Origin of the sequence: Paraburkholderia sp. PREW-6R (assembly GCF_039621805.1) — a bacterium.
In the GTDB taxonomy this organism is placed as follows: domain Bacteria; phylum Pseudomonadota; class Gammaproteobacteria; order Burkholderiales; family Burkholderiaceae; genus Paraburkholderia.
Map to the genome: position 1 here is coordinate 155,284 of NZ_CP155075.1, position 14,859 is coordinate 170,142.

11 protein-coding genes are annotated in these 14,859 nt (G+C 65.5%); 10 read left to right on the forward strand and 1 reads right to left on the reverse strand.

Features of this window, described 5'->3' with window-relative positions:
• Nucleotides 1-114 precede the first annotated feature (114 nt).
• The 9 genes from AAGS40_RS25350 to AAGS40_RS25390 all read left to right on the forward strand — a co-directional run bounded on the left by AAGS40_RS25350 (nt 115) and on the right by AAGS40_RS25390 (nt 12,273).
• Nucleotides 115-1,578: a UbiD family decarboxylase gene (locus tag AAGS40_RS25350; RefSeq protein ID WP_345817590.1), complete on the forward strand. Its 1,464-nt coding sequence runs from the start codon at nt 115-117 to the stop codon at nt 1,576-1,578.
• Nucleotides 1,571-2,194, forward strand: a complete 624-nt coding sequence (locus AAGS40_RS25355) for a UbiX family flavin prenyltransferase (protein WP_345817207.1) — start codon at nt 1,571-1,573, stop codon at nt 2,192-2,194. The genes AAGS40_RS25350 and AAGS40_RS25355 overlap by 8 nt, the downstream gene beginning before the upstream one ends.
• On the forward strand, nt 2,191-5,241 hold the full coding sequence (locus AAGS40_RS25360) for a molybdopterin cofactor-binding domain-containing protein (protein ID WP_345817208.1): 3,051 nt from the start codon (nt 2,191-2,193) through the stop codon (nt 5,239-5,241). The genes AAGS40_RS25355 and AAGS40_RS25360 overlap by 4 nt, the downstream gene beginning before the upstream one ends.
• Nucleotides 5,238-6,059 carry an FAD binding domain-containing protein gene (locus AAGS40_RS25365; RefSeq protein WP_345817209.1) on the forward strand — a complete coding sequence of 274 codons (822 nt, stop codon included), beginning with the start codon at nt 5,238-5,240 and terminating at the stop codon, nt 6,057-6,059. The genes AAGS40_RS25360 and AAGS40_RS25365 overlap by 4 nt, the downstream gene beginning before the upstream one ends.
• Nucleotides 6,056-6,592, forward strand: coding sequence for a (2Fe-2S)-binding protein (locus AAGS40_RS25370; RefSeq protein WP_345817210.1), 537 nt, complete (start codon nt 6,056-6,058; stop codon nt 6,590-6,592). Before AAGS40_RS25365 ends, AAGS40_RS25370 begins: the two co-directional genes overlap by 4 nt.
• Entirely contained in the window at nt 6,585-8,210 is a 1,626-nt protein-coding gene (locus tag AAGS40_RS25375) for an AMP-binding protein (protein WP_345817211.1), read from the forward strand. Before AAGS40_RS25370 ends, AAGS40_RS25375 begins: the two co-directional genes overlap by 8 nt.
• 6 nt (nt 8,211-8,216) lie before the next feature.
• On the forward strand, nt 8,217-9,023 hold the full coding sequence (locus AAGS40_RS25380; RefSeq protein WP_345817212.1) for an enoyl-CoA hydratase-related protein: 807 nt from the start codon (nt 8,217-8,219) through the stop codon (nt 9,021-9,023).
• Nucleotides 9,024-9,063: 40 nt separating this feature from the next.
• The gene (locus AAGS40_RS25385) at nt 9,064-10,794 is read left to right on the forward strand and encodes a GMC family oxidoreductase N-terminal domain-containing protein (protein WP_345817213.1); all 1,731 of its coding nucleotides are present in this window, start codon (nt 9,064-9,066) and stop codon (nt 10,792-10,794) included.
• A 93-nt stretch (nt 10,795-10,887) separates the two neighbouring features.
• A complete protein-coding gene (locus AAGS40_RS25390; protein WP_345817214.1) occupies nt 10,888-12,273 on the forward strand; it encodes an MFS transporter in 1,386 nt (461 codons plus the stop codon).
• Nucleotides 12,274-12,279: 6 nt separating this feature from the next.
• Here the strand turns inward: AAGS40_RS25390 and AAGS40_RS25395 are convergent, their stop codons facing one another.
• A complete protein-coding gene (locus AAGS40_RS25395) occupies nt 12,280-13,191 on the reverse strand; it encodes a LysR family transcriptional regulator (RefSeq protein ID WP_345817215.1) in 912 nt (303 codons plus the stop codon).
• 487 nt (nt 13,192-13,678) lie between these two features.
• Between AAGS40_RS25395 and AAGS40_RS25400 the strand changes: the two genes are divergently transcribed.
• Nucleotides 13,679-14,842, forward strand: coding sequence for an alpha/beta fold hydrolase (locus tag AAGS40_RS25400; RefSeq protein ID WP_345817216.1), 1,164 nt, complete (start codon nt 13,679-13,681; stop codon nt 14,840-14,842).
• The last annotated feature ends 17 nt before the right edge of the window (nt 14,843-14,859 follow it).

A 14,859-nucleotide genomic window follows, 5' to 3' on the forward strand; every position in this document is an offset into this window, starting at 1 on the left:
AAACAGTATTAGCCGTTATGGGGCGATCCCATTAGTCTTCGTTCATGCGCTTTGCTTGACAGGCGCGCACAGATGGAGACGCTGATGAACACACGCGAAGCCGCAGCAGTCGGCATGCATTCGTTGAAACACGATTCGGATCACGCCAGCACCGGCGTGCGGTCACTGCGCGACTGGCTCGCGCATCTGGCCCGAACTGGCCGGGTCGCGACGATCGACCAACCTGTTGCGCTCGAACACGAACTGGCCGCCATCGCGAAGCGGCTCGACGGCAGCAAGGCGAGCTTCTTCACGCAACCGGGCGGCCATGCGATGCCGGTTGTCAGCGGCTTTCTCTCGAAGCGCGCGTGGATCGCAGAAGCGATGGGCGTCGAAGAGTCTTCTTTGCTTGCACGTTTTTCGGCCGCCGCAGCGGCACCGCTTGCATCGAAACTCGTCGAACGCGATAGCGCGCCGTGTCAGCAAGTGGTGCGAACCAGCGGCATCGACCTTCACGCATTGCTGCCCATTCCCACGCATAGCGAGCACGACAACGGTCCGTACATCACCGCGGGTCTCGTGATTGCACGCAATCCGCGCACGGGCGTGCAGAACGTCTCGATCAACCGCATCCAGGTGCACGGCCCGGACCGCATGGCGATTCTGCTGCTGCCGCGCCATCTGTATGCTTTCCAGCGCGAAGCGGAAGCCGCCGGCGACGCGCTCGACCTGGCTATCGTAATCGGCGTCGATCCGTTGACGATGCTCGCGTCGCAGGCAATCACGGCGATCGATCGCGATGAACTGGAAATTGCCGGCGCGTTGCACGGCGCGCCGTTGCCGGTCGTGCGGTGTGTGACGAACGGCGTGCACGTGCCCGCGTTCGCGGAGATCGTGATCGAAGGACGCATCCTGCCGAACGTGCGCGAGCCGGAAGGTCCGTTCGGCGAGTTCCCTAAGTACTACAGCGCACGGGAAGCGCGCGAAGTCATCGAAGTGACCGCGCTCACGCATCGGCGTGACCCGATTTTCCATACGATCGTGCCCGCCGAGATGGAGCATTTGCTGCTCGGTGCAATCCCTCGCGAAGCGACCCTGCTTGCCCATTTGCAGCGCAGTCATCCGGCCGTGAAGGACGTGCACCTGTCGGTGGGCGGCGTGTGCCGGTATCACTTGTGGGTGCAGTTCGACAAGCAGCGTGAAGGCGAAGCGAAAAACGTCATCCTGTGCGCGTTCGGCGCGCATTACGACATCAAGCAGGTGGTCGTCGTGGATACCGACGTCAATGTGCACGATCCCGCCGAAATCGAGTGGGCGATCGCGACGCGCTTCCAGGCCGACCGCGATCTCGTCGTGATCGCGGGCGCCCAGGGCTCGCCGCTCGATCCGTCGACCACCGTCGGTCAGCCCGACGACGCGCCCGCGTACCTGCAAGGCCAGAGCGCGAAGATGGGCCTCGACGCGACGCGTCCGGTCGTCTATCCGGCACACGTGTTCACGCGGGTCCGGATTCCCGGTCAGGACGTGGTCGATCTCGACGCGCTCGTCGCCGCGGATAACAGCGCATTCGACGCCTACCTGACACGCAATCATGACTGATAGCAAAAAGCGCATTGTCGTCGGCATGTCGGGCGCGAGCGGCGCGGTGATCGGCGTGCGTCTGCTCGCCGCGCTGCGGCGGCTGGGCACGTACGAGACGCACCTGGTGGTGTCGCCGTCGGGCGCGCTGACGGCGGCGCAGGAACTCGGCCTTGCACGCGGCGACATGGACGCGCTGGCCGACGTCGTACACAACGTGCGCGACATCGGCGCGACGCTGGCAAGCGGTTCATTCCTGACCGAGGGCATGGTCATCGCGCCGTGCTCGATGAAAACGCTCGCGAGCGTCGCAAACGGTTTCGCGGACAACCTGCTGACGCGCGCCGCCGACGTCATGCTCAAGGAGCGCCGCCGCCTCGTGCTGGTCGCACGGGAGACGCCGCTCAATCTCGCCCATCTGCGCAACATGACCCTCGCCACCGAAATGGGCGCGATCGTGATGCCGCCGGTGCCGGCTTTTTATGCGCGCCCGCAGAGCATCGACGACGTGGTCGATCACACGGTCGGGCGCATTCTCGATCTGTTCGGAATCGAGCACGGCGAGATTGCACACCGCTGGAGCGGACTGGCCGATGCCTTTGAGCGCCGCGACGAAACGGGAGGAACGACGCAATGAACCAGCGTGAGACGGCGTTCGCCGAACCGAACGCTCGCAAGGCCGAGCCTCACGCCAATGAGGCAGGACCGGCCCCGGCGCCCCAGCGCCACGTCGGCCGTCCGATGGAGCGTCTGGAAGATCCGGCAATCCTCACCGGCCGTGGCCGCTACGGCGACGACCTCGCGGTGAAGCCGGGCACGTTGCACGCGGCCGTGTTGCGTTCGCCGCACGCACACGCCGAGCTTGTTTCCATCGATGCAGCGGCGGCCGAGGGCCTCGCGGGCGTGCGCGCCGTGTTGACACGCGATGATCTGCGCGCGTGGTCGCGTCCGTTCGTGGTGGGCGTGAAGTCGCCGATGGAACAGTGGGCGCTGGCGATGGACCGCGTACGTTACGTCGGCGAACCGGTGGCGGTCGTGATGGCCGAGTCGCGCGCGCTCGCCGAGGACGCACTCGATCTCATCAAGGTCGAATACGCGATGCTCGATCCGGTGACCTCGATCGAACAGTCGGTGCAAAGCGACGCGCCCGTGCTGCACGAGCGCGTGGGTACGAATGTCATCAGCGACCGGCATTTTCGTTACGGCGAGCCTGAAGCGGCCTTCGAACACGCGCCGCATCGCGTGAAACTGGTGGCGCATTATCCGCGCAACACGTGCGCGCCGATCGAATGCGGCGTGGTGATCGCGGAATATCTGTCCGGCGACGAAGGGTACGACGTCACGTCGAACTTCATGGGCCCGTTCTCCCTGCACGCGGTGATGGCGATGGCGCTGAACGTGCCCGCGAACCGGTTGCGTCACAAGGCGCCGCGCGATTCCGGCGGTAGCTTCGGCGTGAAGCAGGCAGTCTTCCCGTACGTCGTGCTGATGTGTCTTGCGGCGCGCAAGGCCGGGGCGCCCGTCAAGTGGGTCGAAGACCGGCTCGAACATCTGAGCGCCGCGACCTCGGCGACTGCGCGTCTGTCGACGCTCGAAGCGGCCGTCGAAGATGATGGACGGATCGTCGCGCTGTCCTACGATCAGCTCGAGGACGTGGGCGGCTACGTGCGCGCGCCCGAGCCTGCGACGTTCTACCGGATGCACGGCTGTCTCACCGGGGCGTATGCGATTCCCAATCTGCTGGTGCGTAACCGCGTCGTGCTGACCAACAAGACGCCGACCGGCCTCGTGCGCGGGTTTGGCGGCCCGCAGGTGTATTTCGCGCTGGAGCGGTTGATACAGCGCATCGCGATCGAATTGAAGCTCGATGTGCTCGACGTGTATCGGCGCAACTTCGTGCCCGCCGACGCGTTTCCGTATCGCGCGGCGGCGGGTGCGCTGCTCGACTCCGGCAACTACCAGGAAGCGCTGCGCCGCTCGCTCGATGACGGCGGCTACCGCGAACTGGCCGCGCGCCGCGACGCTGCGCGCAAGGAAGGGCGTCTGTACGGAATCGGCTTTGCGGCAATCGTCGAACCGTCGATCTCGAACATGGGCTACATCACCACGGTGATGCCGGCGGAGGCCCGCAGGAAGGCCGGCCCGAAAAGTGGCGCGATCGCCAGTGCAACCGTCAGCGTCGATCTGCTGGGCGGCGTGGTCGTCACCATCGCCTCGACGCCCGCAGGCCAGGGTCACATGACCGTCTGCGCGCAGGTCGTCGCGGACGTGCTTGGACTGGACCCCAAGGACATCGTCGTCAACGTCGAATTCGATACGCACAAGGACGCATGGTCCGTCGCGTCGGGCAACTATTCGAGCCGCTTTGCGGGCGCGGTGGCCGGCACGGTGCATCTGGCCGCCACGCGCGTGCGTGACAAGCTCGCACGCGTGCTCGCGAAGGATTTCGGCTGTGCGCCCGGCGACGTGCGCTTCGAAGGCGCGCGCATTTTCCGCGCTGGCGCACCCGAGCGCGCGTTGCCCTTTGCGCGCGCCGCGAGCAATGCGCCGCATTGGGCGCCCGCGCTGCTGCCGGACGGCGAGGAGCCGGGTCTGCGAGAGACCGTGTTCTGGTCGCCGCCGAACACGGATGCACCGGACGACCAGGATCGCATCAACACATCGGCGGCGTATGGTTTCGCGTTCGACATGTGCGGCGTCGAAGTGGATCGCGCGACGGGGCGCGTGCGAATCGACCGCTACGTCACCGTGCACGATGCCGGCACCCTTCTCAATCCGGCGCTCGCGGACGGCCAGATTCGCGGCGCGTTTGCGCAGGGCCTCGGCGCCGCGCTGATGGAAGAGTTCCGCTACGGCGCGGACGGCAGTTTCCAGTCCGGCACGCTCGCCGACTATCTGATGCCGACCACCTGCGAAGTGCCCGATCCCGTGATCGTGCATCTCGAAACGCCGTCGCCCTTCACGCCGCTCGGCGCGAAGGGCTTGGGCGAAGGCAACAACATGAGCACGCCGCCGTGCATCGCGAACGCGGTGGCCGATGCACTCGGCGTCGAGGATATCCGGCTGCCGCTCACGCCGCCGAAGGTGCTGGAGATGATCGGCATCGACGATCCGGAACCGTCGCGTCCCGAGTATCGCGAGGCCCCGGTGAAGAAGCCGGCCGTGGCCGGCGGCGGCCGCGCGCTGACCGCGCAAGGCCGTGTCGATCTGCCCGCGACGCCCGAGGCGGTATTCGCGGTGCTGCTCGATCCGAAGGCGCTCGCGAATGTGATTCCCGGCTGTCATGCGCTGGATGAGACCGCGCCCAATCAGTATCGCGCCGACGTGACAGTGGGCGTCGGCATGATCAAGGCGCGGTTCGAAGCGCGCATCGGCTTGTCGGAAATCGATGCGCCGCATCGTCTGCGTCTTGCGGGCGCGGGCATCTCGCCGCTTGGCAGCGCGCGCGGCAGCGGTCTCGTCGAACTCACGCCGCAAGCGAACGGCACGCGGCTCACTTACGACTACGAAGCCCAGGTGTCGGGCAAGGTTGCGGCGGTCGGCGGACGAATGCTCGAAGGCGCGGCCAAGGTCGTGCTCAGGCAATTGTTCGAATCGCTCGGACGGCAGGCGGCGGGCAAGCCGGCGCAGCCGCGTGGATCGTGGCTCGCCCGCTTTTTCGCGCGTTTCAGGAGGCAGGCATGAAGCCCGCGGCATTCGATTATTTACGGGCAGGCACCGCGCAGGGCGCGCTCGACGCGCTCGCGCAATACGGAGAAGACGCGCGCGTGCTGGCGGGCGGCCAGTCGTTGATGGCCGTGCTCAACATGCGGCTCGCGCAGCCGAAGGTATTGATCGATATTTCGCGCACTGCCGAACTGGACAGTGTGCGAGTCGATACGAGGGCAGGGCATTTCGTCGTCGGCGCGGCGGCGACGCAAGGCAGCGTCGAATGGCGTGCAAGTTTGCACGACGAAGTGCCTTTGCTGGCGCTGGCCTTTCCGCACATCTCGCATTTTCAGATCCGTAATCGCGGAACCGTGTGCGGCTCGATCGCCCATGCGGACCCGAGCGCGGAATTGCCGCTCGTGTTGAGCGCGCTTGGCGGCGACGTGATGCTGCGCTCAAAGAAAAAGCACCGCACGTTAGCCGCGCAAGACTTCTTTCAGGGAATGCTGATGACCGCCCGCGAACCCGACGAACTGGTGGAAGCGGTGCGCTTTCCGCTGCGAAAGCCGGGCGAGCGCTATGGGTTCAGCGAGTTCTCCGCGCGCCACGGCGACTTCGCGATCGTCGCCTGCGCGGCGGTGGTCCGCGACGATTCGATCCGGATCGCGGTAGGCGGCGTGGCGGACCGGCCGGTGACGGAAACGTGGCCGGCGTTGACCGGCGACGACCTGCGCGGTGCACTGAACGATCTCAGCTGGAAATTGAATGCGCAGGACGACGCGTACATCAGCGCAAAGTATCGCCGGAATCTGGTCCGGCAACTCGGATGGCGCGTGATCGAGGAGGCGAAGTGAGCAAGATGTCGGACACTCTCATGCGGCACGGCGAAGCGCAGCGCATCACGCTGACGCTCAACGGCCGCGAACGAAGCGGCTATTGCGAGCCGCGCGAACTGCTGTCGGATTTCCTCCGGCATGAACTTGGCGCGACCGGCACGCACGTGGGCTGCGAACACGGCGTGTGCGGTGCGTGCACGGTGCACGTCGGCGGTGTGGCGGCGCGCTCGTGTCTGATGCTTGCGGTGCAGGCGGACGGGCGGCGCGTCGAAACGGTAGAAGGCCTCGCGCCCGCGCAGACGCTCGGCGATCTGCAGCAGGCTTTTCAGCGTCATCATGCGCTGCAGTGCGGTTTCTGCACGGCGGGCATCCTGATGTCGTGCGCGGACTTTCTGCAACGCATGCCGGACCCGAGCGAAGAACAGGTGCGCGAGATGCTGTCGGGCCACATCTGCCGCTGTACGGGCTATACGCCGATCGTGGCGGCGGTGCTGGACGTCGCGGCACGGCGCCGAAACGCTGCCGCTGGGAAGGAGGTCGAGCATGCTTGATCTCGGGCGTACCTTTTTGCAGAGCGTCGAACGCAGCCCGAATGCGCTCGCGCTCGTCGATGGCGAGCAGCAACTGACGTACGCGCAATGGCATCGCGTGATCCTGGATGTTGCCGCTAACCTGCGCGAGCAGGGCTTGCAGCGCGGCGACCGGCTGCTCGTGGTCCTGCAGAACCGGTGGGAGATGGCCACGCTGCATTGGGCCGGCCAATTCGCGGGCATCGTGATCGTGCCGCTGAACTGGCGCGCGAAGACGGAAGAGCTCGACTACTGCGTAAGCGATGCGGCTGCCAGGGCAATCGTCTACGAGCCCGTGTCCGCCGACGCAGTGATGCAAAGCCCCGCAGCGCAGAAGGTGCCGCGCATCGGACTCGACGACGCGCCCGGCCGCACGATCGATTTCGCCGCGCTGCTCGCGCCTTGCGGCGGCAGCAACGTTGAGCACGAGAGCGGCGAAAGCGGCCAGGCCAAAGTGACGACGCACGCGAGCGCGGAGGACATTTCGCTGATCCTCTATACGTCGGGCACCACCGGAAAAGGCAAAGGCGTGCCGCGCCGGCATCGGCATGAACGCGCAGGCGCGCTCGCGCATGTCGCGCAGAACCTGTACCGGCGCGGCGAACGCACACTCGGCGTCATGCCGCTTTATCACACGATGGGCGTGCGCTCGCTGCTCGCCATGGCGCTGGTCGACGGCCTGTTCGTCTGTGTGCGGCGCTGGAACGCGAAGCTCGCGCTCGAATGCATTTCGAAGCATGCGCTGACCTGCCTGTATCTGGTGCCGACGCTGTATCACGATCTGATCGCGGAAAGCGCGTTTGCCAGCACGGACACGTCGTCGGTCAGAAAGCTCGGCTTCGCCGGTGCGTCGATGAACGACGGGTTGCTCAAGCGCCTCTCGGCCGCGTTCGAGCCGGAACTGTTCGTCAATCACTATGGCTCGTCCGAGGTCTACACGTTCAGCATCGACCAGGACGCGCCGCGCAAACCCGGCAGCGCGGGCCGCGCAGGCATCAATACCCGGCTGCGCGTGGTCGCGCTCGACGCACAGTCGCCCGATGACATCGTCGCCGCCGGCGAAGAAGGGCAGATCATTGTCGATCTGCTCGGCGACGAAGCGTTCGAAGGCTACTGGAACCGCCCGGACGCGAACGCGAAGTCGTTGCGCGACGGCTGGTACTTCACCGGCGACACTGGCTATCTGGATAGCGAAGGCGATCTCTTCGTGACTGGCCGCATCGACGACATGATCATCAGCGGCGGAGAGAACATCTCGCCGGTGGATATCGAGTCGGTGCTGTCCCTGCATCCCGCCGTCGACGAAGTGGCGGTGGCGGGCGTCAAGGATGAGCGCTGGGGCCAGCGCGTGGTCGCGTTCATCAAGCGCCGCGAATATGTGGACGCGGGCATGCTCGACACGTGGTGCCGCGAGTCCGATCTCGTCAACTTCAAGCGCCCGCGCGATTACGTGTTCGTCGACGACATCCCGAAGTCGCCGGTCGGCAAGATTTTGCGCCGCAAGTTATCCGCGGGCGAGTACGCGCCCGATCCGCAGGAACAGACCGCGCCGGCTACGCCATCGGCCGCCGCGCAGTCCACCGAAACCACCAAGGAGTAAACCGTTATGACCGAACTCGCTCATCGCGCCGACGCATTGCTGCAAAACCTGGACGGCTTTTCCGTCGAAGTCGATGCCGCACGCGAACGCGCGGACATCATTCTCCATCGCCCGCCGTTCAACGTGATTTCAATGCACGCGCGCGACCAGTTGCGCACCGTTTTCGAAGCGCTCGACGACGACGACCGTGTTCGCGTGATCGTCGTGCGCGCGAAGGGCGAGCACTTTTCGAGCGGCGGCGACATCAAGGGCTTTCTCGAAGCGTCGCCGGAACGCGTGTCGAAGCTTGCATGGAATATCGCGGCGCCCGCGCGTTGCTCGAAGCCGGTGATTGCGGCCAACCGCGGTTTCTGCTTCGGCGTGGGTTTTGAATTGTCGCTCGCGTGTGACTTCCGCATCGTCACCGACACCACGTTCTATGCGCTGCCGGAGCAGAAGCTCGGCCAGATTCCCGGCTCGGGCGGCTCGGCGCGATTGCAGGCAATGGTCGGCATTGGCCGGACCAAGGACATCGTGATGCGCTCACGCCGCATTCCCGGCAAGCAGGCGTACGAGTGGGGCATCGCGGTGGATTGCGTGGCCGACGCGGAACTGGAATCGGCCACCGATGCGCTGGTCGATGAGTTGCGCGCATTCTCGCCGCTCGCTCAACGCACCGCGAAAAAGTTGTTGAACGATTCGGAAGACGCGCCGCTGTCGATCGCGATCGAACTGGAAGGGCACTGCTACAGCCGGCTGCGTGCGTCGGACGATTTCCGCGAGGGCGTCGAAGCGTTCCACGGCAAGCGCAAGCCGGTGTTCCGCGGCTCCTGACGCGCCGCTGCGCATAAAACAACAGACTGGAGACATGAGAATGGAGCGCTACGACTACGTGATCGTAGGCGGCGGCTCGGCGGGATGCGTGCTTGCGCATCGGCTGTCCGCGTCGCCATCGGTGCGCGTCGCGCTGATCGAGGCGGGCGCCGACACGCCGCCTGGCGCGGTGCCCGAGGCCATTCTCGACAGCTATCCGATGCCCGTGTTCTGTGGCGACACCTACATCTGGCCGGAGCTGAAGGCGAAAGCCACGCGTGACGCCACGCCGCGCGTGTACGAGCAGGGCCGCGTGATGGGCGGCGGCTCGAGCATCAACGTGCAGTCGGCGAATCGCGGCCTGCCGCGCGATTACGACGAGTGGGCCGCCAACGGCGCCGACGGCTGGTCATGGCGCGATGTGCTGCCATATTTCCGCAAGCTCGAACGCGACGTGGATTTTCCGGGCGGCGAGCTGCATGGCAGCGATGGTCCGGTCCCGATTCGCCGCATCATGCCGAAGGATTGGCCGCCGTTTTGCGATGCTTTTGCGAAAGGCTTTCGCGCGGTCGGCCTCGCGGAACTGCGCGATCAGAACGGCGAGTTCGGCGACGGCTTCTTTCCCGGCGCGTTCTCGAATCTCGACGACCGGCGCGTGTCCACGGCCATCGCCTATCTTGACGAAGCGACGCGCAAGCGTCCGAATCTCAGTGTGTACGCGAATCTGCGCGTCGAGCGCATCGTGATGGAAGGCGCGATCGCGCGCGGTGTGCTGGCTATTGCGCCAAACGGCGAGCGCGTGCAGTTTTCAGCTGGCGAAGTCGTGTTGAGTGCGGGCGCGTTGCAGTCGCCGGCACTGCTGCTGCGCGCCGGCATCGGCGCTGCGCAGGAGCTTGCCGAACTCGGCATCGCCTGTGCGGTGGATTTGCCTGGCGTCGGGCGCAATCTGCAGGATCATCCGTCGCTCACGTTCTGCCATTTCCTGGAGCCGCGCTTTCGCATGCCGCTCGCGCGCCGCCGCGCCAGCATGACGGCCGCACGCATCAGTTCCGGTGTAGCAGGGTGCGACGCGTCCGACCTGTATTTGTCGAGCGCAACGCGCGCCGCATGGCATGCGCTCGGCACCCGGCTGGGCCTGTTTTTCCTGTGGTGCAACCGGCCCTATTCTCGCGGTCGTGTGCAACTCGCGTCGTCCGATCCGTTCGCCGCGCCAAGCGTTGATCTGAATCTGCTCGACGATGAGCGCGATGTGCAGCGACTGGCCTTCGGTGTGCGCCTGCTCGCGCACGTTGTCGCCGCGTCCGGTCTGGGGCGCGCTGACAGTCTGGGGCGCGACTTTTTTCCTGCTGCATTTTCGCCGCGCGTCAAGGCGCTCAGCAAGGTGGGCGCCGGCAATGCGCGCCTCACTTCGATGCTCGGCGTGATGCTCGATCTGCCCGCGCCGCTGCGACGGGTGCTGATCGAACGCTTCTTCACGAAGGGCTTGCGGACGAGTGCGCTGCTCGACAACGAGCGGGCGCTCGCCGACTTCATCCGCGCGAACGTTTTCGGCGTCTGGCATGCGAGCGGCACCTGCCGCATGGGTGACGCACGCGATCGCGACGCGGTGACCGATACCGAGGGCCGGGTGCGCGGAACGCAAGGCTTGCGCGTCGTGGACGCGTCGCTGATGCCGCGACTGCCGTCCGCCAATACGAACATACCGACCATCATGATCGCCGAGAAAATCGCCGACGCAATGGTGGCGCAGCGACGGGCGAGCGCGGCGTCGCCGCTGGCCGCGCTGTACTAACGATTCATTAACCCCGCAAAGAGCGCGCATCGAAGCGCGCCTGCCGTACCGGGCCAGTCAATCGCCAGCCCGGCGACACTCAAGGAGATTTCTATGTCCGTAGCAGCGCAAGAGGGGACCGTCGCGGTTCCGGTCAATCAACGGCAGGTCATGGGCGCGGTGATGGCCTCGTGCATGGGCTGGGCGCTCGATCTGTTCGATCTGTTCGTGCTCCTGTACGTCGCGCCCATTGTCGGGCGGCTGTTCTTTCCGTCCGAACACGCGATGCTGTCGCTCGCGGCGGTGTATGCGTCTTTCGCCGTGACGCTGCTGATGCGTCCGCTCGGCTCCGCACTATTTGGCTCGTATGCGGACCGCCACGGCCGCAAGGGCGCGATGATCGCAGCGGTGGTCGGCGTCGGCGTATCGACGGCTGCGTTCGGCGTGCTGCCGACGGTCGCGCAAGCGGGTCTCGCGGCGCCGATCCTCTTTCTGATTCTGCGTCTGGTGCAAGGCGTATTCGTGGGCGGCGTGGTCGCATCCACGCACACGATCGGCACCGAATCGGTCGCGCCGAAGTATCGCGGCGCGGTTTCGGGGCTGATCGGCGGCGGCGGCGCAGGGCTCGGCGCGTTGCTCGCGTCGCTCACCTATCTGGCGATGTCCGCGCTCTTTCCGGGCAATGCGTTCGAGGTGTGGGGCTGGCGCTGCATGTTCTTCACCGGCATCCTGAGTTCGGTGCTCGGTCTGTTCGTGTTCAACAGTCTCGAAGAGTCGCCGCTCTGGAAAAAGATTGCTGCGGAAAAAGCCGCGAAAGCCGCGGCCCAGGTGACGCATGCAACGGCCGAAGTGGTGCGCTCGCCGGTTCGCACGCTGTTCTCGCGCGAGTATCGCGGCGTGCTGTTCGTGAACCTGCTGCTGACGATCGGCGGCGGTAGCGGCTATTACCTGACGTCGGGCTATCTGCCGACGTTCCTCAAGGTGGTCAGTCACGCACCGAACGGCGCCGCCGCCGCCATCCTGATGATCAGCAGCCTGGCCGTAGTGGTGGCGTCGGTCGCGGCGGGGCACCTCAGCACGTTTATCGGCCGCAAATGGACGTTCATCTGGGTCGGCCTGATTCGGCTCGTCGCGCTGCCAGGGCTGTTCCTGCTGTTGCCGACCGCGCAAAGCATCACGATGGTCGGCGTGTACGCGGTCGTGCTGTCCGCGCTTGGCAGCGCGGGTTACGCGCCGGTGCTGATTTTCCTGAACGAGCGCTTTCCGACTGCGATCCGCGCGACCGGCACCGGCCTGTCATGGAACATCGGCTTCGCGATTGGCGGGATGATGCCGACCTTCGTCTCGCTGGTCGCGAAGGATGCGAGCCAGTTGCCACTCACGCTCGCAATCTTCGCGGGCGCGATCAGCGTGATTTTCCTGGTCGGCGCATTCGTGGTGCCCGAAACGCTCGGCAAACTCGGAAAGCTCGACAACGGGGCGCGCACGCGCAACCCGTGATGACGGTCAGGCGTCGGATGAGCCGATCGTCACGCGGCGAATCTCCTCGGTGATGATCGCGATCAATGCCTGCGCGGCCGGACCAATCGGCCGCTTGGGATGCGTGACCTGAATGATCTGACGCACGATCGGCGGCGACACGATCGTGCGCGCGCGCAGCAGACCGGCGTCGACGTCCGCCTGCACGACGACGCGCGGCAGGATCGTGGCGACGCTGCTCTGCTTGACGAACTGCACGATGGTGCTCAAGAGATCAATCTCGAACTTCGGCCTGATCAGAACGTCGGCGGCCATCAGCGCTGCGTCGAGCGCACCGCGCAGGCCGTTGCGGCGCGTCGGCAGAACCAGCTCGAAATCCGTGTGCTGCGTCAGGTCGATTTCGTCGGGCAGGTCGGGGTCATGTGTCGCGCTCGTCACCAGCACCATTTCTTCGACGAGTAGTGGCTCCACGTCGAGCGTGAGACGTCCGCGCGGCTTGTTGATAATGGCAGCGTCGAGGCGGCCTGCCTCGACCGCGTCGATCAGCTGCGCGCTGAAGCCATCGGCCACCGATACCTCGACTTGAGGAAACATCGCGTCGAATCTCGCGAGCGATTCGGGCAACACGCTCTGCGCCTCCGACGACACCATCCCTAGCGACACGCGCCCCGTCACCACCACGTCGCGGCGGCTCATGTGCTCGCGCGCGTGCGCGATGTCGCGCATGATCGGCGTGTAGAGCCGGTACATCAGCCGGGCGGCGTCGGTCGGCGCCATGCCATGCGGTCCGCGCTCGAAGAGTTTCTGGCGGACTTCCTTTTCGAGCCTGGCAATCTGCATGCTGAGCGCAGGCTGCGCGATGTTCAGCCGGCTCGCCGCGCGCGTAACGGTGCCTTCTTCGAACAGGGCGATGAAGTATTGAATGTGCTTCAGTTCCATGCAGGCGTTACCGGCTTCATCGTAAATAGCGAATAGACACGAAATCGGCTGACATGACAAGAGTGCGGGAGCGCTAGCAGCCGCGCGCGGTCGTGACGAAGCGCTCCTGGGGGCGCGAGCACAACGCTTGGCAAGGCCACCCGGCAGTCACAGGACCAGTGATCCAGCAGCCCCAGTCACGATACCCGCTGTGCCATCAGGCGTCTGTACTTGCGTGACCAGTCAGAATCCGCAATCGGCGAAGGCAACCGCAAGCCGGGTCGCAGCGCTCCTCGGTAACTGAATGCTCACTCGTAACGTGGATGCGCCCACTATGAGCGACCACAAGAAGTCGCGCGTGTTGTGTGGGTAGCCGCCCGAAGCTCGTCAAACAGACCTGCGCTCCGATTCGGTAACACCATTATCGACTGTCACCACTGATCCGGGAATTATCAGATGCCGGGCTGGGATCTACCATCGATGCACCTAATGAACAAGGTGCACTGCAATGGACATCCAGACGAACGGCACGCGGATTCACGTCAAGCAGCAAGGCAGCGGGGAATTGGCACTCGTATTCCTGCATTACTACGGCGGCTCGTCCCGAACGTGGGACCGAGTGGCAGGTGAGTTGTCCGACCGCTACCGGATCGTCGCCACCGATCATCGAGGCTGGGGCGACTCCGAGGCGGCCGCAGATGGCTACCGTATCGCTGATCTTGCTGCGGACGCCGAGGGCGTCATTGAAGCGCTGGGATTGCAACGCTGCGTTCTCGTCGGTCACTCGATGGGCGGCAAGGTCGCGCAACTCATCGCATCGCGCCGGCCGCGCGGGCTCGAGGGCCTTGTGCTCGTCGCCCCGTCGCCACCGTCGCCGATGCGCCTCTCCGATGAGCAGCGTGCGACGTTGGCCGGCGCGTATCAATCTCTTGAATCGGTCGAGTTCGTTATCGATCACGTGCTGACCGCGAAACCGCTCGACGCCGCCTGCCGCCAGCAAGTGATCGAGGACAGCCTGAAGGGCGCGCCGCAGGCCAAGGCGGCGTGGCCGAACGTGGCGATGCGCGAAGACATCAGCGAGGCGGTGGCGGCGATTGACGCCCCGACCCTCGTCATTTCCGGGGAGCTGGACCAGGTGGATCGCGTCGCGACGCTGCAGGCCGAACTGCTGCCTCGCATTCCGCACGCGGCGTTGCACATCCTGCCGGGAACGGGACACCTGTCGCCGCTGGAAGCTCCGCTCGAAGTTGCACAGACCATCGCGCGCTTCGTCGCGGCTATCGAGGACAGGTGCGCCGTGTGCAGCACGCCCGGCGAGGTCCCGGTGGTTTTCGACGCGGCATTGAATGCGGGCGATCTCAATGCGCTGGTCAGCGTGTTCAGCAATCAGGCCACGATGCGGATGACGAACGGCGACGTGGTACAGCAAAACAACGCTGAATTACGTAGCGGTTTCGCGCAACTGCTGGCACTCCGACCGCGCATTCGCAACACCGTGCGTCGTGTGCTGCAGAGCGGCGACATCGCACTCGTGCTGCTCGACTGGACGCTGAACGTGACGCTGCCAGACGGGCAGCCCCACGTGGAGCACGGTACTGCCACGCAGGTCATGGAAAGGGGACGCGACGGTGGCTGGAGACTGCGCATTTCGAACCCGCTGGGGCTGAACTGAACCGGCAGGTGTGGCCC